General features: G+C 68.6%; 13 protein-coding genes. 9 read left to right on the top strand and 4 right to left on the bottom strand.

All coding sequences use genetic code 11. The features are described from left to right. The first annotated feature begins 35 nt into the window (after positions 1-35). Positions 36-1,940 carry an oligoendopeptidase F gene (gene pepF, locus VFV19_17325; protein HEX4826063.1) on the top strand — a complete coding sequence of 635 codons (1,905 nt, stop codon included), beginning with the start codon at positions 36-38 and terminating at the stop codon, positions 1,938-1,940. 5 nt (positions 1,941-1,945) lie between these two features. Here the strand turns inward: pepF and VFV19_17320 are convergent, their stop codons facing one another. The 3 genes from VFV19_17320 to VFV19_17310 all read right to left on the bottom strand — a co-directional run bounded on the left by VFV19_17320 (position 1,946) and on the right by VFV19_17310 (position 10,322). Continuing rightward, positions 1,946-2,371 carry a hypothetical protein gene (locus tag VFV19_17320; GenBank protein ID HEX4826062.1) on the bottom strand — a complete coding sequence of 142 codons (426 nt, stop codon included), beginning with the start codon at positions 2,369-2,371 and terminating at the stop codon, positions 1,946-1,948. Between the two features lie 147 nt (positions 2,372-2,518). After that, positions 2,519-8,338: a hypothetical protein gene (locus VFV19_17315; GenBank protein HEX4826061.1), complete on the bottom strand. Its 5,820-nt coding sequence runs from the start codon at positions 8,336-8,338 to the stop codon at positions 2,519-2,521. A 139-nt stretch (positions 8,339-8,477) separates the two neighbouring features. Beyond that, the gene (locus VFV19_17310) at positions 8,478-10,322 is read right to left on the bottom strand and encodes a hypothetical protein (GenBank protein ID HEX4826060.1); all 1,845 of its coding nucleotides are present in this window, start codon (positions 10,320-10,322) and stop codon (positions 8,478-8,480) included. 26 nt (positions 10,323-10,348) lie between these two features. Here VFV19_17310 and VFV19_17305 point away from each other — a divergent pair, with 26 nt between their 5' ends. Further along, complete coding sequence (locus VFV19_17305; GenBank protein ID HEX4826059.1) at positions 10,349-12,664, top strand: hypothetical protein; 2,316 nt, start codon at positions 10,349-10,351, stop codon at positions 12,662-12,664. Positions 12,665-12,707: 43 nt separating this feature from the next. Here the strand turns inward: VFV19_17305 and VFV19_17300 are convergent, their stop codons facing one another. Further along, a complete protein-coding gene (locus VFV19_17300; GenBank protein HEX4826058.1) occupies positions 12,708-17,414 on the bottom strand; it encodes a proprotein convertase P-domain-containing protein in 4,707 nt (1,568 codons plus the stop codon). Between the two features lie 122 nt (positions 17,415-17,536). On the opposite strand from VFV19_17300, the gene VFV19_17295 reads away from it, so the two are divergent. The 7 genes from VFV19_17295 (at position 17,537) to VFV19_17265 (ending at position 23,650) form a co-directional block, all read left to right on the top strand. Next, positions 17,537-18,655, top strand: a complete 1,119-nt coding sequence (locus tag VFV19_17295) for an FAD-dependent oxidoreductase (GenBank protein HEX4826057.1) — start codon at positions 17,537-17,539, stop codon at positions 18,653-18,655. Continuing rightward, the gene (locus VFV19_17290; GenBank protein HEX4826056.1) at positions 18,652-19,473 is read left to right on the top strand and encodes a methyltransferase domain-containing protein; all 822 of its coding nucleotides are present in this window, start codon (positions 18,652-18,654) and stop codon (positions 19,471-19,473) included. Before VFV19_17295 ends, VFV19_17290 begins: the two co-directional genes overlap by 4 nt. Positions 19,474-19,498: 25 nt before the next feature. Next, a complete protein-coding gene (locus VFV19_17285; GenBank protein HEX4826055.1) occupies positions 19,499-20,590 on the top strand; it encodes an N-acetylmuramoyl-L-alanine amidase in 1,092 nt (363 codons plus the stop codon). Continuing rightward, positions 20,587-21,171, top strand: coding sequence for a GerMN domain-containing protein (locus VFV19_17280; GenBank protein ID HEX4826054.1), 585 nt, complete (start codon positions 20,587-20,589; stop codon positions 21,169-21,171). Before VFV19_17285 ends, VFV19_17280 begins: the two co-directional genes overlap by 4 nt. 3 nt (positions 21,172-21,174) lie before the next feature. After that, positions 21,175-21,921, top strand: a complete 747-nt coding sequence (gene rph / locus VFV19_17275) for a ribonuclease PH (GenBank protein ID HEX4826053.1) — start codon at positions 21,175-21,177, stop codon at positions 21,919-21,921. A 10-nt stretch (positions 21,922-21,931) separates the two neighbouring features. Then, positions 21,932-22,528 carry an RdgB/HAM1 family non-canonical purine NTP pyrophosphatase gene (gene rdgB / locus VFV19_17270; GenBank protein ID HEX4826052.1) on the top strand — a complete coding sequence of 199 codons (597 nt, stop codon included), beginning with the start codon at positions 21,932-21,934 and terminating at the stop codon, positions 22,526-22,528. A gap of 96 nt (positions 22,529-22,624) precedes the next feature. Next, on the top strand, positions 22,625-23,650 hold the full coding sequence (locus VFV19_17265) for a hypothetical protein (protein HEX4826051.1): 1,026 nt from the start codon (positions 22,625-22,627) through the stop codon (positions 23,648-23,650). The last annotated feature ends 3 nt before the right edge of the window (positions 23,651-23,653 follow it).

Below are 23,653 nucleotides of genomic sequence, written 5' to 3'. Positions count from 1 at the left end.
GTTCCTGTGCTCTTCTGAGGGCCCGGAGGACTCCCATGACGCGTCGAATGCTCGGACTCTCGCTCGTACTGGCGCTCACCGCCCCCGTGGCATTCGCCGCCGACGAGGCCGGGAGGCCGGTCGATCCCAAGTACACGTGGAACCTGACCGACCTGTACCCGAACCAGGAGGCGTGGGCCGCGGCGAAGAACGCCACCGTCGCCGATCTGCCGAAGATCGAGATGTGCAAGGGCCACCTCGGCGACTCCGCGAAAGCGTTGGCCGATTGTCTCGACCTGATCTCCGACGTCGGCAAGCGCCTTTCCAAGGTCGGCGTCTACGCGAGCATGTCGTTCGACCTCGACACTCGGGTCTCGAGCATGCAGCAGATGAACGACCAGGCGCGCCTCGCCGGTACGGCGTTCGCCGCGGCGACCTCCTGGGTCAATCCGGAGCTTCAGGCCGTGGGCGCCGACAAGATCCGCGGCTTCGTCGCCTCCGAGTCCCGCCTCGCCGTCTACAAGCAGCCGCTCGAAGACGTGTTGCGGCGGGCGGCGCACACGCTCGACCCCGAGTCCGAGCGCATCCTCGCCGAATCGAGGATCGTCCAGGGAACAGGCCAGTCGATCCGCGATGTCTTCGTCAACGCCGACTTCCCGTACCCCACCGTCACGCTCTCGACCGGTGAGAAGGTCCGCCTCGACGCCCAGGGTTACACGAAGTACCGCGCCGTCGCGAACCGTGCCGACCGACTCGCGGTCTTCCAGGCATTCTGGAGCACCTATGGCGACTACACGCGCACGCTCGGCACCGCGCTGGGCGCCGGCGTCCAGGCCCACGAGTTCTCGCGCAAGATGCACAAGTACGACTCGTCGCTCGAAGAGGCCCTGTTCAACGACAACGTCCCGACGGCCGTCTACAACGAGCTGATCAAGGACCTCCACGCCAACCTCGGCACGCTCCACCGCTACCTGAAGCTCCGCCAGCGGATGATGGGTCTAGACAAGCTCGGCTACGAGGACCTCTACGCGCCGATCGTCGGCAAGGTCGACCGCCGCTTCACCCCAGAAGAGGCGATGGCCGCCACGCTCGACGCCGTCGCGATGCTCGGCCCCGACTATCAGAACGCGCTGCGCCAGGGCTTCGCGAGCCGCTGGATCGACTGGTTCCCGCGCCCCGGCAAGCGCTCGGGCGCGTACAGCACCGGCACCTACGGCACGCATCCGTTCCAGCTCCAGAACTTCACCGGCCTCTACGACGAGGTCTCGACCCTTGCCCACGAATCCGGCCACTCGATGCACACCTACCTGGCTGACAAGGCGCAGCCCTACGCGACGCACGACTACCCGATCTTCATCGCGGAAGTCGCCTCGACGCTGAACGAGAACCTCCTCGTCCACTCGATGATCGCGAAGGCGAAGACCGACGACGAGCGCCTCTCGTTGCTGGGCAGCTACCTCGATAGCCTCCGCACGACCCTCTTCCGCCAGGGCCTCCTCGCCGAGTTCGAGCTGCGCGTCCACGAGATGGTCGCCAAGGGCGAGCCCCTGACCGGCGACAACGTGTCGGAGCTGTACCTCAAGCTCCTGCGCGAGTACTACGGCCACGACCAGGGCGTGTGCGAGGTGAAGGACACCTACAAGGCCGAGTGGGCCTACATCCCGCACATGTACTACGACTTCTACGTCTACCAGTACGCGACCAGCATGATCGCCTCGGCCAAGCTCGCCGATGGCATCCGCGCCGAGGCCGCCGCCAAGCCGGCCTCGACCGCCAAGCGCGACGCCTACCTCGGCATGCTCTCCTCCGGCTCGTCCAAGTACGCCTACGACATGCTCAAGGACGCCGGCGTCGACATGGCGACACCCGAGCCGTTCGCGGCCGCGATGCGCGAGATGAACAAGACGATCGACGCGATGGAAGAGATCCTGAACAAGAAGGGGACGGCGGGGAAGAAGTAGGCACGCTAGCGGCGAACCATCGGCGCAAGCTTGATTTGCAAGACGAGTTTCAACTCCGGCGCAATCGCCTGAAGCAACTGCTCCAACTTCTCGACCGTCGGTTTGAAACAGCCGTATTCGTACGGGGCGTAGGCGTTCTTCCTCCCTAGTCGCTCATCCACATCCGCGACCTTTAGGCCATGGCGCTCGCGTTGCCTTCGAAGAAGTAACCGGATCATCACGCCGGTCTTGTTGCCTTCAATTTCGAATGAGTCCGGCCCGGTCGCGTATGCCGTCGCTTTGAATCCTTCCGCATCGACCATCGTCTCGAGGAGATCTTCCGTCATCGACAGCGCCTCGCGCTTCGTCCGGCCCTGAGTCTTCGCATCGAAAGCCGGGATCCCCAGGATCCAGAACTTGCCGCGTCTCGTGAGTGTGCCGGGGAATCGCATGGCCCGAACGTACAGCGCGACGTCGCTGGTCAGTCTCGATCTCTCATCCGAAGGGGTTGTCTACAGACAACAAAAGGCCCGCGGCGCTCTCGCGCCGCGGGCCCTTGGTACTTACTGTCGACTGCTAACTGTCGACTGTCGACTTCTCTACGGACAGGTCGTGCTCACCCGAAGCGCGCCCGGCGAGCCGTTCACGCCCTGGTTGCCGTAGGTGCCTCCGCCCTGGCACGAGTTGTGGCCACGGATGAGGTACCAGAAGCCGGTTCCTGGAGCGGGGACGGCGGTGTCGGTGAGCAACGTCCCGCCGATGCCGGGGAAGCACAGCTCGTCGCCGCCGCCCGGACCGACCGGGAGCGCCGAGAGATTGCCGCGCAAGCCGTCCGACGTCGTCGCGTTCGACGCCGCCGTCCAGCTGAGGTTGGCGTCTGTGCCCGACTTGTTGACCTGCACCGTGTTGCCGACGTCGCCCGGTACCGGCACCGGATTCGACCCGACGCACGCGCCGCTCTGGCACGTGTCGGTCTGCGTGCACGGGTTGCTGTCGTCGCAGGGTGTGCCGTCCGGCGCGCTCGCGCAGGCCGAGCAGCCGGGCAGGAGGGTGTTGCGCGTGGGCTCGCACACCTGCGTCTGCAGGAGGTTCGTGATGGTGACGTTGTCGACACCCAATCCGCCGAAGCTGGTGCCGTTGACGCTGGTATCCCCGCCGAGTCTCCAGCGGAACTGGAGGGTGTTGCCGTTGGCGGATGGGATGTTGGCGATGTTCGTGGTCGTCCACGAGACGCCGTTCCCCGTCCACGCCACGGTGCTCGCCGCGATCGGGCTGCAGAAGTTGCTGGCCGTCGTCGCGGCTTGCGCCGGAGTCGTGAAGCCGAGCAGGGTCCAGCCGCTGTTGTTCAACTGGTACTGCACGATCGCGCCGTCGAAGGTCGGCTCCGTCCGATAGGCGACCTGGAACTGCAGGGTCGTCGGACCGTTCGCCGTGAAGATCGGCGAGTAGAGAGCCGCGTTCTCGTAGGCCGCCGTGTAGTTCTGACCGGCCGTGCCGAACGCCGCGTTGCCGATCCATGCACCGTAGCCGCCGCCCGCGTTGCCGCAGGCCGCGCACCAGTGGAAGTCGTTGACGTACGGATTGGTGTCGCACGACGGTCCGTTGTCGGACGGCACCGTCCCGGTCTGCCAGCCGGGGTTCGTAGTGAAGTTCTGGCTGAAGGTGTACGCGCCGCCGCTCTGGTTGTCGAGATCGAGATCGAGCGTGAAGGTCTGGAGCGCCTGCGCCCCGTTGACCCCGTCGGCCGTGATGAGGACGGTGAACTGCCCCTTCGGCGCGTTTTGCCAATCCGCGCACGCCACCGACGAGGCGACGTGGAACTTGAAGCGATCGCTGGGCGGGTTCGTGGCGGTCGCGCCGGCCGCGACGGTGCCGTAGAGCGCCTGCGCGTCGCCGACGCAGTCGATGTTGGCCGAGTGGCTGAGCAGCTCGACCTTCACGTTGTTGAGGTCGGTCGCGCCGTTGTTCTGGATCGTGAGATCCATCGTGACCGTCTCGTTGTTGTCCGGGATCCCGTCGTTGTCCCCGTTGTCCGACACCTGCGTGTGCGAGACGAGGACGACGTTGCCGCCGGTGCAGCCGATCTGGGCCGACGCGGTGCTCGTGGCGGCGGGTGAGGCATCGGTGTAGGCGACGGTGATGGTCTCGTTCGGCAGCACGAGGAGCGTGCCGTCGTTGACACCTCCGATCGTGTCGGTCGAGAGATTGACCGTCCCGGTGAAGTAGGGCGCCGAGCCGGTGAGCGTGACCTGTTCGGTGTCACCCGTTCCCGGGCTCGACACCGTCACCGTCAGCGGGCCGACGGCGTTGGCGTCGGTGACGCTGATGACCGCCTGGGACGTCGGACAGTTGTTGTAGGCGTAGCGGTCGAAGGCGACGAGCCCGACCTGGGGCGAGGCGCACGAGGCTCCGGTTTGCGCTGCGGCGTAGTACTCGTCGTAGACCAGGTTGTCGTTGTCGAACGCCACGTCACGGCGTGTCAACACGGTCGATGTGCCGCCGAAGACCGTGAGATCGGCGTGCTCCTGGCCGTACGAGAACCAGGTGCTCGCCGAGGCGAGGCCCGTGACGTTGTTGAAGGTGATGAAGATCTGGTTCGGTGCGGCGACCGGCGTCGAGGTGGCGCTCAGTCGCGGATCGTCCGGAGTACCGGTGTTCGAGAGCTCCCAATTCCAGCTTCCGACCACGCCCGACGGATAATCGAAGACCGTCTGGTAGAAGTAGGCCAGCGAGATCGGGAAGTTCGTCGCCTGATCGCCGGTCGGATTGACCGCCTGGTTCCACTGGTCGTTGTAGAACGCGCCCCACACGCCGGTGGTCGCTCCGTTCGTCTCCGACGCGTGATAGAACGAGTGCCACTTCCACGCGTAGTGGTACGGCTGGCCGCTCGGCCCGTTCCCCAGGAGCAGCGGCTGGAACCGCTGGAGGATGACCGAGTCCGCGTTCCCGGTGAAGTTGTTACCGGAGGTGATCGCGGAGTTTCCGATCATCGCGCCCGCGTTCGCCGTGTTGTTGCTGCAGATGCCGTCGACGCGGTTCTCGCTGCCGACCGTCGAAGGCGCCGTCGCCGAGCCGATCCACTTCCACGGGTTGGTCGGGTGGCCGTTCACGGTGGACTCGAAGAACGTCCCGAGCGACGTGTTGAACGTCGTGCACTGCTTCTCCCGAACGATGACGTCGTTCGCCTGGAGGAGCTGGACCTGCGTCAGGCGCTTCGGGGTCGTGAATCCGTCGGGCGTGGAGGTGATGTCGAAGTCCATGTTGACGCTGGTCAGGCCCGTCGTCGTGTTGTCGGTGCGAACCTGGAAGACGGCGCCGGTGAGGGCATCGACCGGGACCGCGCCGACGTGGACCGGGTTGTTGAGCACCGTCATCTTGCCGGCGCCCGGTCCGGAGAAGCTGAGGTTGACGTAGACGTCGGAGAGCGGCGCGCCCGTCTGGTTGGTGAACCCGAAGGTGTAGGCGGTGTTCTCGCCCGCGTCCATGTAGCGGGTGTAGAACTCGTTCTGGCCGCTGTTCGTGAGCGGGCCGGCCACCTGGTCGGTGCCGGCCGCCGAGTTGTCGCAGCCGCCGTTCAGGATGTAGCCGCCGTCTCCCGCTGCCAGCTTGCAGACGATGTTGGCGACGGAGGGGGTCGCCGCGGCGTAGGTCGCGGTGACCGTGCCGCCGTCGGCGACGGTGATCCCGCTTCCCGCGATGATCGAGCCGTTGAACTCGCCGTTCGATCCCGAGCACGAGACGAGCTTCGTGTCGATGACGTTCGAGCCGGAATCACGGCTCGTCACGGTGACCGAGACCGGCGAGGTCGCGCCGGTGTCGTTGACCGTGATGTTCATCGTCTTATTGCAGGAGTACTTCGAGGAGTCGAAGGAGACCTGCGTGACCGACTGGCTGGCGACGTCGCCCACGACGACGAGCGAGTAGTTCATCCCGGCGGGGTCGTTGAAGCCGACGACGTCGACTTCCACCGTGCCCGAGGCCGGCAGACCGTGCGCCGAGTCGAGGAAGACGCCCTCGGTCGTATTCGCGCGGTCGGCGCTGCCGCCGGTCGTGCTCCAACCGCCGCTGAGGACGTTGCCCAGGTAGGTGTTGGCGCCGACGATGACCTTCAGATCGGCGTCCTTTTGGAGAGCGTTCCCCGCGGCGTCGTACCAGACGAGCATGACGCGCAGCGGCGTCGCGTTGTTGTTGATCGTGTAAAAGAATTTCTTGGTGCTGCCGTCACCCAAGTTGTCGTTGTTCTGGATCCAGAGGAACGGCGCGCCCGCGCCGATGTGGAGTGCGGCCGGCAGGTTCGCGCGGCCGAAGCCCACGTCCGAGCTGTAGCGCTGGAGGATCGAAGGGAAGAGCCCCGTGTCGGGCCATCCGGTCGTGCCCATGTTCTCGCCGGACGCCAGGATGACGGCCTTGACGAGCGAGCCGGAAGGCGTGACCGCGTTCGCGGGCGTCGCCGCGCCGGACGGGTAGAAGCCGGAGAGGAAGTAGTCACGGACGAGCGCGGCGAGACCGGCGGTCTCGGGCGCGGAGAAGGAGGTTCCACCCACACCGCTGTTGTTGACGTAGTCCCAGTACGGGGTCTTCGTGGCGTCGGTCTGGCACATCTGGTGCGAGAGATTCACCGCCTCGAACTCGCCGCCGATGCTGGTCCAGTTCGCCATGTAGGTGACGATGTCGGGTTTGACACGGCCCGAGGTGAGGACCGGGCCGCGCGACGAGCCCAGGTCGTTCCCCGAGCAGGTGCCCGCCGTGCCGTCCCACGCGCAGTTCTCGAAGAGCAGGTTCGGATTGCCCGGGTCGGCGCCGCCGACGCAGATCGAGTTCTTCGCGGTGCAGACGTCGTCGATCGTGCTGGTGCCGAGGATGCCGTTGTTGCCCGCCGATGCGGTCACGATGAAGTTCGGATTGTTGAAGATCGCCGTGTCGAGGAGGCTCGCCTGCGAGTCGTAGGTGGCCGTCGCGGCGCCCCACGAGTGGTTCTGGATGAACGAGCCCTTGGCGATCGCGGCGGTGATCGCGGGGCCGAGGTCGACCGGGGGATTGAGCGTCCCCGCCGCGTTGCCGATGTCCTGGAAGTAGACCTTGCCGTCGCGCGCGATGCCGTCGTCCCAGTTCTCGTTGGGCGTGTGGACCGTGTCGGGATTCGTCGACATGTTCGAGATCGAGCCCACGGCGTGCTGGGACGTCTCGGTGCCGTGGCCCCCGTCGGCCGTGATCGAGTTGTTGACGCACTGGTCGCCGCCGTAGACGTCGTAGCCGACGACCTTGCGGTGGGCGGCGCCGAGCGTTCCGGCGGTCACGGTGTCCTGGGAGAAGTGATACGCGTTCGTGTTGAGGCCCGTGTCCATCATCGTGACGATCTGCGCCGTGCCGTTCAGATTGCCGTCGATGCCGGCGTTCCACAGCTTCCAGCCGGTAAGCTTGTTCGTGGTGAACACGCCGTTGTTCTGGAGGAGCATCGGGTTCACGTTCGGCGAGGTCCCGCTCGCGAGGAGTCGCGGGTACGGCTTCTCGGCGATCCACTTGACGCCGGGGATCTGCGCGAGCATCGGGATGAAGTCGGGCGCCGACCGCACGTGGATCAGCCGGACGGCATCGTTCCCGAAGATGTCCGCGTTGCGATCGGGGAAGAGGCTGAGCCGCGCGAGCCCGCTCAGGACGTCTTCGGGCGTCGCGCCCTTGTGGAGCACGATCTCGAGGACCCACGGAAGCTCGCGGCCGGTCGCCTGGTCGTAGGCCTCGCTGACCGGAACGTCCTGCAGGCCGAGCAGCGGGCTGATCTTGTAGGCCGGCTGGTAGTCGCCGACGTAGGTCACGAACGGAAGCGCCCGGACCGCCTCGACGGAGGCGGTGGGGATCTTCGCGATGTAGGTGTTCACGTTGAGGTACTCGCCGAGAACCGCACCGGCCCCTTCGAGCGCGTCGACCTCATGCTGCGTGCGGGAGAGCCCGCGGATCTTGACGAGGTAATAGCCGGCGTCGACGCCGGTCTGGCGGCTCTGATCGACGAGGAGCTCCTTCGGGAGTTTCTGCATCGCGGCCTGCGGATCGCGAACGTCGATCGTGACGACGCCGTTGACGTCGATCTCCTCCTCGCGGAGGGTCGCGGCGGTGCGGGCGGAGACCGCAGGGCGGGCGAGCGGCTCGGCATACGGCCACCACGCCTGGCCGCGCTGGATCGTCGGCACCGCGGCGTCGGCCCCGGTGACCTTGTGCTTCGCGGTCTCGGGCTTCGGAGGCGCCGCGCTGCCGCGCAGGTCGATCGGGGTGCCATTCGCGTCGGTGACCGACACGACGCCGCGCTTCTGCAGTTCCTTGTCGCCTTGGACCTTCTGGGGCGCTGTGGCGTCATCGGCGAGCGCCAGGCCCCCCAGCGCGAAAGCCGACACGACGACCACGATTCGAGTGAGAACTCTACCCATGATTCCTCCCGGGAACCCCTGATGAGGCTCTACGCCGAAACACCTTGTGGAAATACCGTTAATCGGCCATAAGTCAACCACTTTTGGCGTTGTCGGGACTCTCCGGAATCCTGTGGAACGCCAAATAACTTCGAACTCGTCAATCCCGCTCCAGCATTGACCGCGCCTCGTCGTTGCCGGGGTCGATTTCGAGGACACGGCCCGCTTCTTGCCTCATCTCCGGGCGCCTCCCGACCTCACGGAAGTACCGGGCGAGGCTGAGGCGGACCTCCCGTTCCTCCCGCCGTGTGATCCCCAGGCCTATGAGCCGATGGTATTCCTCGACCGACCCGTCCCCGTCGCCCAGCACCGCCAGGAGCCGCGCGAACGCCCGCGTCCCTTCCACGCGGCCGGCATCGAAGGTGTATTTTCCGGCCGGTCGCTCGAGCCAGGCCTTCGTGCGCCCGTTCCAGACGGCTTGGAGCGCGTCGGCCCGGGCCAGCACCACGTCGTTGCCCTGCCGCCGCACCAGGATCGCGGCGGACTCGTCGGCGTAGACGAGCGCCCAGGCTCCGGTGTCGATGAGGCGCTTCAAGAGCTGGCGCCGGTTGTCCCAGTGATGAAAGAGCATGACGGTCTGGACGCCGTACCGGGCGGCCTCGCGGTTCCAGAGCGCCTGGTCGTACATCCCATCCACGTAGCGGTCATAGAACTCGGTGTCGTAAACCTCGAGGCGGCCGTCGATGAAGACGCCTCCGCCGACCGGGTCGTCCCACGCCAGGTAGCCTCCCGAGGCGAGATCGTTGTAGAGCGTCCCCGGGAGCTGCGCCTCGCGTGCGAAAGCGGCGGCGCGCTCGGGGAACCACCCGTCGATGACGCCGGTTCCGAACGCACGGCATTGATCGTCCGCACGGTAGAACCATCCGGTGACGACGAGGCCGGCGAGGAGGAGCGAGCCGGCGACGAGACCGGCGGCGAGGGGACGCTCCCACCGTCGCCCGCGCTCGCCGGCCGAGGCCACGAGCACGGCACCGGAGCGCGCGATCATCGGCGCGCCGCCGAGTGCCAGGAGCGCCAGGTTCCTCCGTGCGAGAACCGAGAGCGCCACGAGCGCCGCGAAGAAGGCGACGCCGCCGAGGTCGAACGCCGCGAGCCGCCGGAGGCCGGCGCGCCAGCGCAGCACGAGCGCCGAGAGGACGGCCGCGATCCCGAGGACGAGCGTCGCCTTGTACGCGTTCACCGCGACGCCGAAGACGTCCGGAGCGAAAGGCGAATGGAACTCGGCGATCGATTGGAACGCGGGGTTCGACCGGTCGATCCGCGAGAGAAGCTTCAGGGGGAAGGCGACGCCGCGCCAGCCGTACGGGTTGACGAGCGTCACGGCGAGCGCGCTCCCGCCCGCGATCGCGAGGCGCCTTGACGGCGAGCCCGCCATCGCGCAGACGATCGCGACGGCACCGACGATGAAGAGGGCGTGCACGTTGACCCAGACGAGCATGAGCGGGACGAGCCAGAGCGCCCCGCGTCCGTCGTCGTTCCTGGCGCGCTCGAGGACGGCGAGCACCGCGAGGAGCAGGGGAAACGACGCCATCTCGGGCCGGACGTTGAACCGGTCCTGCGCGACGAGGATCGCCAAGAGGACGAGCGCCGCGCCCAAGACGTCCCCGAGGTGCGGGCGCACGAGACGGAGGACGAGCCACGCGGTCCCCGTGAACGCGACCGCCGAGACGACGGAGAGGAGCGCGAATCCGCCGGCGGCGTGGAGGGCGTAGATCGCGACGTCGAACGCCCACTGCAGGTTGATCCACGCATGGTCCCTGACCGTGTGCGAAAGCACGTCGGTCTCGGGAATCCCGTGCCGTGCGATGAACCGGCCGGCGGCCAAGTGCCAAAAGGTATCGAAGTCGTCGAGCTTCCGGAGCGCGAACGCCGCCGCGACGCCGAGGACCGCGAGGGGCGCCGCTGCGGTGGCGAGGTTTCGTCCTCTCGGACCGGGGCGACGCATGGCGCGCCATCATCTACTATCCGCCGATGCCGCGCACCGGTTCGAGGGCGCTCCTCGGCGCCGCCATCGCGCTCCTGGCCGTTCTTCCGTACGTCGCCTCCGTCCGTCATGGCTTCACCTTCGACGACATCCCGCTCGTGGCGGAGAACGCTCGGATCCGCACGTGGGCGCACCCCGGGCGGATGCTCGCGACCGACTGGTGGGACGGGAGGCGGCCGCAGAGCCTGCTCTGGCGCCCGCTCACGATGGCGACGTTCGCGGTCGACTACCCGCTCGCACGTCTGCCGGCGCCGGTGCCGGTGCGTCTGCCGGACAACTCGGCCGCGCCGTTCCACCTCCAGAACCTGCTCTGGCACGCCGCGGCGAGCGTGGCGTTCTTCTTCTTGCTCGCCGCGATGGAGGGCGGCGTCGCCGTGCCTGTGCTCGCGGCGGCGCTCTTCGCCGTGCATCCCGTGCACGGCGAGGCGGTCCTCGGGATCGTCGGACGCGCCGAGCTCGTCGCCGCGTTCTTCGCATTCATCGCGCTCCGCTCCGTCGTGCGGGCCGCGCGAGGCGACGACGGGGAGGGGAACGCGATCGCGGCAGGCGTGGCGCTCCTCGCCGGCCTCGCCGCGAAAGAGCAGGCGATCGTCGTGCCGGCGATCGCTTGCGTGTGGGTTGCCTACGAGGGGCGCGAAGCGTGGAGGCGTCCGGCGGTCCGCCGCGTCCTCGTCGCGCTCGTCGTGGGCGCCGCGGTCTATCTCGGGGCGCGCGCGTACGTCCTCGGGTCGTGGACCGGCACGACCCCTCCGCCCCCGGGTGTTCTCGACGTCGACAATCCGGTCGCATCGGCGGCGGGAGCGGCGCGGGTGCTCACGCCGGTCCGGGTCTTCGGGGAGGCGGTGCGCCTTCTCGTCTTCCCCCGGATACTCTCCGCCGACTACTCCTACGACGAGATCCCGCTCGCGACGCACCTCGACCTCGGAACCGCGGCGTGCCTTCTCCTCCTCGCGGCCGCGATCGCCTCCGCGATCGTCCTGCGCCGGAGATCGCCGGCGGCGGCGTTCGGTCTCGCGTTCTTCCTGCTCGCGTGGCTCCTCACGTCGAACCTCGTCCTGCCGATCGGCACCATCTTCGGGGAGCGTCTCCTCTACCTCCCGTCCGCCGGGATCTGCCTCGCGGCGGCGGTCGCGATCGCCGCCGTGGGGCGCCGGCTCGGCGCGCCGTGGGTCGCGGCCGTCCTCGGCGGCGCGCTCGTTCTCGCGGGGGCGGGGAGAACGGTCGCCCGCGTTCCCGCCTGGTCCGACAACCGCACCCTCTTCGCGGCGACGGTCCTGACCGCGCCGCGCTCGTGCAAGGCGGCGGGCGGCTACGCCGCGGAGCTCTACGCGCGCGGCGAGATGGCGGAGGCGCGCCGCTTCGCCGAGCGCGCGCTCGCGATCGATCCGGCGTACCCCGAGGCGCATCGCACGCTCGCCAAGGCCGAGCGCGTGCTCGCACAGGGCGAGCACGACGCCGCCTCGCGCGCCGTGCTCCAGGGCCAGGCCCGCGCGCACGCGGAGGCGGCGCTCGCGAGCGGCGACCTCGAGTCGCGGGCCGACGCGTGGTCGATCCAGGGCGGCCTTGCGCTCGACGCCGGCGATCTCGTACGGGCGGAGGACGCGCTCCGGAAGGCGCTCGCCCTCGAGCCGAACGACCTCGTTGCCACCGAAGGGCTCGGCGTCGTCCTCGCCGCCCGCGCGCGAGGCGAGACCGACGCCGGGCGGCGCGAGGCGCTGAACACCGCCGCGCTGGCGCAGCTCCGGAGCGTCATCGACCGCGATCCGGGGCACGCCGAGGCGCTCCAGAACGCCGCCGCGACGCTACGGGCGCTCGCGCAGGAGACGGCGAGCCCTGCGCTCGCCGCGGACCGGACGCGCCAGGCGGACGCGTACGAGCGTCGGGCCTTGGCCGCGTCCCCGGCGCTCACCGACCCCAGCGCGGCGGCGAATCTCCACGGGCTGAGAGGGCAGCGATTGCTCGAGGAGAAACGGTTCGACGAGGCGCTCCTAGAGTTCCACGCCGCGGAGGCGCTGACGCCGCGCGCCGCGCGGGTTCACCTCGGGATCGGCACGACGCTCGCCTCGAAGGCGGAGACCGTGCCCGATCCCGGCCCGCTGATCGACCAGGCGATCGCCTCGTTCGCGCGCGCGATCGAGCTGGAGCCGGACAACGGCGACGCCCACCTCGACCTCGCGATCGTGCTCTTGCGCTCGCATCGCGAGCCGAAGCGCGCCGCCGCCGAGATCCGAGAGTACCTTCGCCTCGTCCCGGACTCGCCGATGCGCCCGCAGCTCGAATCGACGCTCAAGCAGCTCGCCTGAAGCTTGAGGGCGAGGCGAGCGCCGCCTCGCCCCCAAGCGTGACTTACGGGCAGCTGCCCGAGTTGTCTCTCGTGGCCATGCTGCACTGACCCGAAGCCGAGCCGCCGCCGCGCTCACCGCTCGACGTCAGACCCCAGCTTCCTTCGTTCGTCGCGCCGTCGTCGGCGGCGATCACGTACCAGAGATTGCCGGCCGGGACGCCGGTCCAGCTATAGCTCCCGGAAACGCCGATCCCGCACGCCGATCCCGTGGGGGTGAGCGACGCCACGCTCGCCAGATTGCCGTACAGGATGTGGTAACCGGTCGAGACGCAGGTCGAGACGTCCCACGTGACGCCGATCTGCGTCCCCGCCGCGTCGTTCCGCGTCGCCTTGAACGACGTTCCGAACGAGCCGTCGGGAACCGGCTTGACCGAGGTCGGCGCCGCAGAGCAGACCGTCTGGGTGCACCCGGTCGGTTCGGTGTAGGTCACCTTGACGTTGTCGACCTCCCACCACCATTCGTACGCCCCGTTGTAGTAGTGGTAGCGGATCTGGACGCTCGACGCTCCGGCCGCTTGCGCGGTGATGTCGAGGACGCGATGGTCGGCAGTCGAGCACGTCGTGCCGTCGCACGCCGCCGGCACGTTGTTCTGCGGGGTTCTGTAGACGTTCACCCAGTTGCCGCCGCTGAGAGACGACCTCACGTCGACGTCTCCGAGCTCCGCGTTGCCGCCGCTCCACCACTTGAACCACTGGTCGAACTCGAGCTGCGCCGAGGTCGCGGTCGTGAGGTCCATCGCCGGGGTGATGAGCTGCTCGTCCTGAATCGCGCCGGTTCCGGCTTTGTCGCTGTCGACGATGGCGAACGGATTCGAGATCGGAGGCGCCGGCGAGCGGGCTCCGGGATTGGCCGTCGTCCACGTGTTGGCGCCGGCCAGGCCACCCGTACCGCCGTCGACGACGGTCCAGGTCGCCGGGATGCCGCCCGAGAAGTCCTCCTGCAGCGCGGTGTCGATGGCGAAGACGATCGCTCCGACCGTGTGGTTGAAGCTGCCGGTCCAGGACCCCTCGTTTGCGTGGATGTTGACCTGGAACGAGACGGGGGAGCCGCACGGCAGGTTCGTCGCGAGCTTGGCAGTGAAGTGCGGGGCGTTGGAATCGGCCGAAGCGCCGACCGCGATCGCCGGATAGCTCGCGGTGGCGTTGACCATCGTGACCCCCGGTGTCGTCGGGACGAGCGTTGCGGTGACGCCGGTCAGCGGCGCCGTGCCGTCGTTCATCAGGTTGACCCTGAACTGCACGGTCTCGCCTGCTTCCCAGATCAGGTTGTCGTTCCCAGCGCCGCCGCTCCCGCAGGTGTCGGCGATCGGCGCATTGAAGTTGTAGATAGCGTGAGGCCCGCACGGCTGGTTCGGGTAGGTCAGCGAGAGGCTCCAGCTGTTCAGGGTGCCCGAGTCTCCGCCGACGCTGTCGATGACGCGCAGAGTCCAGGTGCCGTTCCCTTGGAGCCCGTTGAAGACCGAGAGCGGTTGCTGCGGAATGAACGAGCCGGTGAACGGCGGCGCGCCGCTCGCGATCGGCGTCGATGCCTGGTCGTCGAAGACCGTGTCGATGTAGTCATCGCCGGGTCCACCGTTGTTGAGCGACAGGTTCACGACGACGTTGTTCGGTCCGATCAGCTTGATCGCGAGGTCGGAGTCGTAGGTGTGGTTCAAGTTCACCTTGACGTTGACGTCCTGGATGATCCTGTTATCGGCCACCACGAGGGCGCTGTTGGTCGTCGTGAGGTCCGGGATCGGCTTCGGCGTGTCCGGGGACGGGTAGTTGAATTGCATGTTCTTGAGGGTCGTGAAGCCGTAGTACGCGCCGCCGTTGTTGTCGCTGGCGGCATTGCCGACGCCGTCGGTCGAGGAGACCGAGAAGACGTACGGCGTGCACTCCTGGAGTCCAAGGAGATCGATCTGGTGCGCGCTGACCGGCGCCGGGTTGCCCGAGGTCGATCCCGGCGGTGGTGCGAGCCCGTAATGGACCACACTGTCCGAGCTCTCGTTCGTCGCCCAGGTGATCCGCGCGCTCTGGCCGGTCACGTTCGACGACTGGACGTTCGAGATGGTCGGCGCGTTGCAGTCGGCATCGGCGGTCGTCGTGCGGGGAACGTTCGTCCCGCCCTGGCCGTCGTCGGCGTCGACGTAGGTCGCCGTGATCGTGTCGCCACTGGTAACGGAGAGGAGCCCGTCGGATCCGGGCGCCGCGCTCGTCACCACGATCGAGCCGGTGTACGTGGCCACGCCGGTCTGGCTCAGCGTCACCGTCTCGCCGGCCGGCTCGGTGCCCGACTTGATGTTGATGCTCGTCGTGGCGCCGGCGACGTTTCCGTCGGTGACCGTGATGTGGATCGTCGCCGAGCAGTTGTACGTCGAGGCGTCGAGCTTGATGGTGCCGGCGAACGGCTGCGGCGTCACCGCCTGGCAGTTCGAGAGAACGCCCTCGCACGCGGGGTTCGAGCCCATCGCCTGCACGTGGTAGTACTCGGTAAAGCCGTTCGCGAGGCCGGAGTCGGTGTAGTTCGTCGTGGCCGGGGTGGCGATCGTCGTCGAGGCGGTGTCGCATCCGGCGTCGGTGCGAAGGACGCGATAGGTGACGGCGTTGGGCACCGGATTCCATGTCAACGCCGCCGACGACGAGCCGGGGGTCGTCGCCAAGGCGGGAGCGGCGAGCGCCGGGCACGACGACGAGTTCTGGTTCGAGGCGTCGGTGGCGAGACCGCACGCGATCGTGTGGCGGTTGAAGGCGGCGAAGATCGCGGCGGCGTGAGGGGTGCCGTTCGCAAGGTTGCCGTCGTCGTCGTCCGCGACGCGAAGCATGGAGAACCAAGCGTTCGCAGCACAGCCGTTCGTCTGGGGCGTCGCCGTGGAGCAGGCGTACGCGTTGCCGCCCGAGCCGTTCCGAGACTTGTACCAGAGCTTGTCGGCGAGCTGCCACGCCGTCGCCGTGTCCATCCCCGAGGCAGGGAGATCGCGGTTCGCGAGATCCCAGAGGGTCTCGCCGGCGAGATAACCTTCACAGTGGACCTCCCTGCCGCAGGGGCCGCTGCCCGAGTTGCAGGTCGGGATGAACACGCTCACGGTCGAGGGCGCGTGGTTGGCTCGTTTGTTCCAGTCCTGGTCGCGGATCCCCGTGCAGTTGAGGCACGCGTTGCCGTAGCCGGAGCAGTTCGACGGCGGGCTGGCGTAGAACCCGCGGCCGACGCAGGAGACGTGGGTCGACATGAGGGCGGTGATGTCGCCGTACGCTTCGCCGGGGTTGTCGGTGCCGCCGCCGTCGTTCTGATCGAGGCCGTGGCCCCACTCGTGGAGGAAGACGCCCGCGATCTCGCCGGTGTTGCCGCAGCCGCCGCCCGACTTGAAGAAGTTGACGGTACCGGTGCTCGGCTGCCAGTACGCGTTGCAGGTCTGGTTCAGGTTGACGTTGTCGGTGAGCTGGGAGTTCAGCCATGCGTTGCCGGGGAGCCACGAGCGGCCGTGCTCCGCGATTCGGTTCAGGTGGTAGAAGCTGCTGCGCGCGGAGTGCGTGTTGCCCGTACCGCCGCCGCCCGCCGGAACCGCGCAGTCCGTGCCGGCGCTGCCGCCCATGTCGAGGTCGTTGTCGCAGGTGACCGACTTCGAGATGGCGCCGCAGGAGTCGGCGACCTTGACGTACTGGCCGGCGAGCGTCGTGGTGGCGGACGACCCGCCCGGCGTGCACGCGAAGCTGCCGCTGGAGCTGGCGAACGTGGTCGACGCGCCGATCGTGATGTTCGTGAACGGCATTGGGTACCCGGGGATCTCGACGCCGTCGGGAAGGATGCCGTCGTTGCTCACGGGAAAGACGCCACCCTTGGCCTGGGCGTACTCGTCGTCGTCGAAGAAGCCGAGGATCTCGCCGCTGTGAGCGTCGATGAGACCGACCCACGTTCCAGGCTCGCCCGCGACGCTGACGCCGACGCGCCACGCGAGCTTGGCGTTGTACCCGTTCCCCACGCTGCCGGTGTACGCGGCGGTCTGGTCGACGGTGCGGACGGGAAGATACTGGAGCTTGGCGCCCTCGGCGACCTTGTAGCTCTCGCCGTCGCGGACGCCCATGTAGGCGAGCAGGTGACCGAACGCCGCCTCGGGTGCGACGTCCGGGATCGGGCTCGCGGTAACCTTGCTCCAGCGTGACGCACCGAACTGTACGAGGTTTCCGTGGCTGATCGCGAACTGATAGCGGTCGCCCGCGACCGGGACGCCGGCGACGACGTGGTCGAAGACCACGAGCCAGACGTCCTTCGCGATCTCACCGGAGGCGGCTGCGTTCAGGCGGAGGTCGCCGCTGTCCGTGAGGAGGAGCGAGCTGTTGCTGCCGACGAACGTTTGCAGCTTCGACGCGAGCGCATCGACGGTCAAAGGCTGTCCCGGCGGAAGAGCGTTGCCGGACCCGGGCACGAACGCGATCCCTCGTCCCTCGACGAGAAGCGGCGCACCGGTCCGATCCTCGAGAGCCACGCGCCAGTCACCGGCATGGGAGGCACGGAAGCCTTCCCATCTCTGGCGGATCGCGTCGGTCGCGGGGAGCGACTCGATCGGCTTGGAGGTGACGTACTGAGGAATGCTCGGATCCAAGATGACGAGTGAATCGAACCGGCCCGCCTTGTCGGGCGCCTTGAAGGCGAGCGTCATCGTCACGCCGCAGGTCAAGAGCGCGAGCAGGACGAGCGCCGCGGACGGTCGAACCCGCAGTAGTCGAGTCATGAAAATTCCCCCCGAGAGCACCATCCAGAATTTACCCAGAGTTCGATAGGGCGTGAAGGTCTTTTTTCGATGCGTTGCCGACCGATCTTGACCGCCGCGCGAAGCGCCGACATGCTGCGGCCGTGCGCGTCATCATCGTGGGTTCCGGGATCTTCGGCATCACGACGTCGCTCGCGCTGCGCGCGCGGGGACACGTCGTGACGTTGCTCGATGCGGGGATTGCACCGCGCGAAGAAGCGGCGTCGACCGACATCAGCAAGATCGTGCGCATGGACTACGGCGCCGACGCCTTCTATACGGAATTGATGGAACGAGCGATCCTGGAGTGGCGTCGATGGAACGCACGCTGGCCGCGCCCGCTCTTTCATGAGACCGGGTTCCTCTTGCTCTCGCGCACGATCCTGGAAACGGGCACATTCGAAGGCGACAGTCTCGCGCTCTTGACGAGCCGCGGTCACGACGTCACGCGTCTAACGCGGAGAACTCTCCGCGAGCGCTTTCCCGCGTGGGATCGCTCGGGTTACGTCGACGGCTATTTCAATCCTTCGGCGGGGTGGGTCGAAAGCGGTGCCGTCGTCGCGTGCCTCATGGCGGAGGCACGTGAGGCCGGAGTGGTCGTTCGCAATGGCACCTCTGTGCGTGGTCTCGAAGCTCAGGACGCGGACGCCACCGTGGTCGCTGCGGGAGCGTGGACGACCGATCTCCTCCCTCACCTCTCGGAGGCGTTGTGGCCGGTGGCGCAGCCGGTCTTTCACTTGAAGCCGCCGGATCCCGAGCGCTGGCGCGCGGACCGCTTCCCGGTCTGGGCGGCCGACATTGCGCGGACCGGCTGGTACGGCTTCCCCGCTAACGCGGACGGGATCGTGAAGATCGCGAACCACGGACCCGGGAGGCGCGTCGAGCCCGACGCACCCCGCGTGACGTTGCCCTCGGAGGAAGCGGCGCTCAGGCGCTTCCTCGAGGAGAGTCTCCCCGAGCTCGCCGAATTGCCCCTCCGCGCGTCGAAGACGTGCCTCTACTCCGACTCGTTCGACGGCGACTTCTGGATCGGCGCGGATCCCGATCGCCCCGGCCTCGTCGTCGCCGCGGGCGACTCGGGGCACGGCTTCAAGTTCGCGCCGGTCCTGGGCGCCATCGTCGCCGACGCGGTCGAGGGCCGCGCGAACGACGCCCTTCGCCGCTTCGGCTGGCGCACGCCGAGCCTCCGCAAGACGGAGGACGCGCGCTTCGGGATGTCATGAGCCTGGAGCTTCGCTGCACCGTTCGCGACTGCGGGCTGCCGCTCGCGCGCGAAGGCTCGCGCCTCGTCTGCGCGTCGAAGCACACCTTCGACCGCGCGCGAGAGGGGTACTGGAACCTCCTTCAGCCGCAGGACAAGCGCTCCGCCGCCGCGGGCGATCGCGATCAGGCGACCGATGCACGCCGCCGCTTCATCGGCCGGGGTTTCGCGGACGGGCTCGTCGAGGTGCTGCGCGAGATCGTCGCTCCCGCGGGAGTGCTGCCGCAGGACGCCCTCGACGTCGGCTGCGGCGAGGGGAGCTTGACCGCGAAGCTCTTCAAGGGCGCCTCGTCCGTTTGCGGCGTCGATCTCTCGCGCCGCGCCGTCACGCTCGCGGCCCGCAAGGAGCCGCGCTTCACCTGGCTCGTCGCCAACGCCGATCGCGCGCTGCCGCTCGCCGACCGATCGATCCCGCTCGCGGTCTCGATCTTCGGGCGGCGGCCGGCCGCGGAGCTGTCGCGCATCATCGCGCCCGGCGGCCTCCTCGTCGTCGTCCTCCCCGGCGCCGACGATCTGGCGGAGCTTCGCCGGACGTCGCAAGGAGAGGCCGCGGGCCGTGACCGCGTCGTCGGCGCTCTCGCGGCGCTCCATCCCGCCTTCGCGCTCAAGCGGCAATTGCGCTGGCGTCACGCCGCGCGCCTCGACCGCGCCGCGCTCCTCGACGCGGCCGTGATGAGCTACCGCGGTGTCCGCAAGCGCGAGCGCGACCGGCTCGCGCTTCTCAAGGAGCTGGACGTCACGTTGTCCGCCGAGATCCTCGAGCTCACGTCATGTTCGTAGCGTTGTGACACAATCCCGGGCCGTCATGAGAGCGCTCCTCGCCGTTCTGGCCGTCCTCGTTTCGATGCATGCCGCCGCCGCGGTCGGCGTGCGCATCTCCTCCGACACCTCGGGGCCCTCGACGCGTGTCGTCCTGACGTTCGCGAAGAGCACGTCGTGCAAGGTCGCCGAGCAGGCGGGGCGCGTCACCGTATCCTGCGATGCCGCGCTCGACCCCGACCCGGCGACCGGCAAGCTCGACGACTCGATCCTCACCGAATGGCGTCAGGACGGCGAGCGCACGCTCGGGTTCGCGACCGGTCCGGGGTACAAGCGCGCCGACTCCTTCGAGCTCAAGAATCCCTACCGTCTCGTCCTCGACGCGCAGGGCACCCGCACCGCGAAGGCGGTCGAGGTGGCACCCGCCGCTTCGCAGACCGTTCCCATCGTCGTCATCGACCCGGGTCACGGCGGCGTCGAGACCGGAGCGGTGGGGCCCGGCGGCCTCCAGGAGAAAGACGTCACCCTCGATCTCGCGAGGCGCCTCAAGGACCTCCTGCAGAAGCAGGGAGTCACCGTCGTGCTGACACGGGACGACGACCGCGTCCTGCCGCTCGACGATCGCACCGCGATCGCGAACCAGAACCGGGCGGAGCTGTTCCTCTCCCTTCACTTGAACGCCTCGAAGCGGAAGGCGGCGGTCGGCGCGGAGACGTACTTCCTCGCTCCCAGCGCCTCCGACGCCGACGCGAAGAGCTCGGCCGCCGCCGAGAACGCCTCGCCCAGCGCCGGCGATGCGACGCCCGCCACGCCCGCGACGCGCGACACCGGCGCCGGGCTCGACCTCATTCTGTGGGACCTCGCGCAGAACTCGCACCTCGCCGAGTCGAGCAAGCTCGCCGAGGCGGTTCAGCGCTCGCTCAACACCCTGACCGGCGTGAAGGATCGCGGAGTGCGCCAGGCGCCGTTTCGGGTTCTCATGGGAGCGACGATGCCCGCGATCCTCGTCGAGAGCGGGTTCATCTCGAACCCCGACGAGGAGAGCCGGCTCAAGGACGATGCGTACCGGGACAAGATCGCGCAGGCGGTGGCAGGGGCGGTCGCCGAGTTTCGCCAGCAGCTGGCGGCGAGCCGGTGAGCCGCGCGCTCGCGCTCGGCCTCACGCTCCTTGCGGCGGTGGCGTGCGGCGGAGGCAACAGGAACGCCGGCGCACCGTCGCCGGAGACGCCTTCGGCGCCTCCCGCCTCGCCGCCACCCGCGGCCGAGGCGGCGCCGCTCGCGAAGAGCACCGTCACGCTCTACTTTCCGTCGGCGACCGACGACCGCCTCGTCGCCGAGTCGCGGGCCATCATCGAGACGCCGCGTCCCGCCGACCGAGGTGCGCAGATCCTGGCGGCGCTCCTGGACGGGCCGGAAGGAGAGGGCGCGCTGCCGTTCGCTCCGGACGGGACGACGCTCCGCCGCCTCTGGGTGCGGGACGACGGGACCGCCTACGCGGATTTTTCGAGCGGCCTCGCCGACGGGCTCGCGGGAAGCTCCGAGGAGATCCTGCGGCTGTACGCGATCGTCGACTCGTTGACGACCAACGTCCCCGAGATCAAGAGGGTCGGGATTCTCATCGACGGCCGCGAGCGCGAGACGCTCGGCGGGCACGTCGACGTGCGACGCCCCATCGGGCCGGACGCGAGCCTCGTCGCGACGGCCGGAAAGAAGGAGTAAGGGATGCCCCGTCATGACGGTCGCGCCGACGACGCGCTGCGCCCGGTGACGATCACGCCCGGCTGGCTCCGCCATGCGCCCGGCTCGGCGCTCATCGCGATGGGCGACACGCGCGTGCTCTGCGCCGTCACCGTCGAGGACCGCGTGCCCCCGCACCTCAAGGACAGCGGTCAAGGCTGGGTCACCGGTGAATACGCGATGCTCCCCGCTTCGGGGCGCGACCGCACGGCGCGCGAAAGCGTGAAGGGCCGTCCGTCGGGCCGCACGATGGAGATCCAGCGTCTGATCGGCCGCGCGCTCCGGAGCGTCGTCGACCGGTCCGCCCTCGGCGCGCGCACGCTGTGGGTGGACTGCGACGTCCTTCAGGCCGACGGCGGGACGCGGACCGCGAGCATCACCGGCGCGTACGTGGCGCTCGCGCTGGCCTTGGCGAGGCTGCGGGAGAAGCGCCTCATCGGCTCGCCGGTCTTGACCGGGATGCTCGCGGCGGTGTCCGTCGGGATGGTCACGGGGCGGCCGCTCCTCGATCTCGACTACGTCGAGGACTCGACGGCCGAGGTCGACATGAACGTCGTGCGGATCGACGACGGTCGGTTCGTCGAGGTTCAGGGAACCGCCGAGACCGAGCCGTTCCGCCGCGAGCGTCTGGACAGCCTTCTCGACCTGGCGAACGTCGGCATCGACAAGCTCCACGAAGCCCAGCGTGAGGCGCTCGGCGACGCCCTGACGCGAGTCACCGTCGCGCGCTGAGGACGACGCGATGCCGACCCTCGTGCTGGCGAGCGGGAATCCAGGGAAGGTCGCGGAGCTGGCGCAAGCGCTGAAAGAGAAGTTCACGGTCGACGGTTTACAGTCCCTGAGCGACCGGACGCCGGTCGTGGAAACCGGAGACACGTTCGAGGCCAACGCCAGACTCAAGGCCGAGGAGTATTCGCGGCGCACGCCGCATCTCGTGGTGGCGGACGACTCGGGTCTCGAGGTCGATGCGCTCGGCGGACGGCCCGGCGTGCTCTCGGCGCGGTACGGCGGCCCGGGCCTGGACGACCCCGCGCGCTGCCGCGCGCTCCTGCACGAGCTCGACGGCACCGCCGACCCTGCGCGCACCGCCCGTTTCCGCTGCGTGCTTGCCGTCGCGCGCGGAGGCGCCACGCTTGCGACCTATCACGGCGTGGTCGAGGGGCTCATCCTGCGCGCGCCGCGCGGGACCAACGGGTTCGGGTACGATCCGGTCTTCTTCCACCCGCCGTCCGGCCGGGCGTTCGCCGAGCTGTCGCGCCACGAGAAAGAGAAGGTCTCGCACCGGGGAGCCGCGCTGCGCCAGCTCGTCGCCGCCGTGTCCCGCGGGGAGGTCGCATGAATGCCGCCGACACCGCCTGGATGATCGTACGGCGGACGGCCCATTCGGCTCACGTTCGGCCGCCCGGGAGTAACCTCCTTGTTTCCGGAGGTGCCCATGCGATCCGTTCTCATCTGCTCATTGGCCGTAGTCTCGCTCACGTTCGCCGCCGACACGCCGAATGACACGTACACGGTGACATCCGTGGCGCTCCCCGGAGCGCCGGCCGGAGGCCTCTTCCTCGACTACCTCGCGATCGACCGCACGCGCGGCCGCGCGTGGGTGCCCGCCGCGGGCACCGGATCGGTCGCGGTCATCGACGCGAAAACCGGTGACGTGAAGAAGGTCGACGGGTTCAAGACCCAGGAGATCGAAAGGAACGGCACCAAGCGGAGCGTGGGCCCCACCTCCGCGAGCGTCGGCGACGGCGTCGTCTACGTCGGCAATCGCGGCGATCAGAGCGTGTGCGCGATCGACGTCGCCAGCCTGGCGAAGCTCGGCTGCGTGACGCTCCCCGGTTCGCCCGACGGCGTCGTCTACGTCGGCAAGACGAAAGAAGTCTGGGTTACGACGCCGCGCGACCAGTCGATCGTCGTCCTCGACGTCTCGAACGCGAAGGCCCCCAAGGTCGCGGGCTCGTTCAAGGTCGAAGGCGATCCCGAAGGCTACGCGGTCGACGATGCGCACGGACTCTTCTTCACGAACCTCGAGGACAAGGACAAGACGCTCCGGATCGATCTCAAGTCGCGCAAGGTGACGGCGACGTGGGAGCCCGGGTGCGGCGAAGCCGGTCCGCGGGGCCTCGCCGTCGAGCCCGAGGGTCGCGTCCTCGTCGTCGCGTGCACCGACCACGTTGCGACGCTCGATGCCGCCGGCGACGGGAAGATCCTGGCGAAGCTCGAGACCGGCGAAGGGGTCGACAACCTCGACTACGTCCCGAAGACCCACAAGCTCTACGCCGCGGCGGGACGCGCCGGAACGCTCACGGTCGCGACGCTCGACGGGAAGGGCGGCCTCACGAAAGCCGGCTCGGTGGCGACGGCGAAAGGCGCGCGGAACGCCGTCGCGTCCGACGACGACGTCGTCTTCATCGCCGACGGCCCCGAAGGCAAGATCCTCGTCGCGAGGCCGAAAGCGAAGTAGGGC

This window comes from Candidatus Polarisedimenticolaceae bacterium, assembly GCA_036275915.1.
Taxonomy (GTDB): domain Bacteria; phylum Acidobacteriota; class Polarisedimenticolia; order Polarisedimenticolales; family DASRJG01; genus DASRJG01.
Note: the sequence above shows the minus strand (reverse complement) of the source record. Positions and strands in the feature narration are given on the sequence as shown.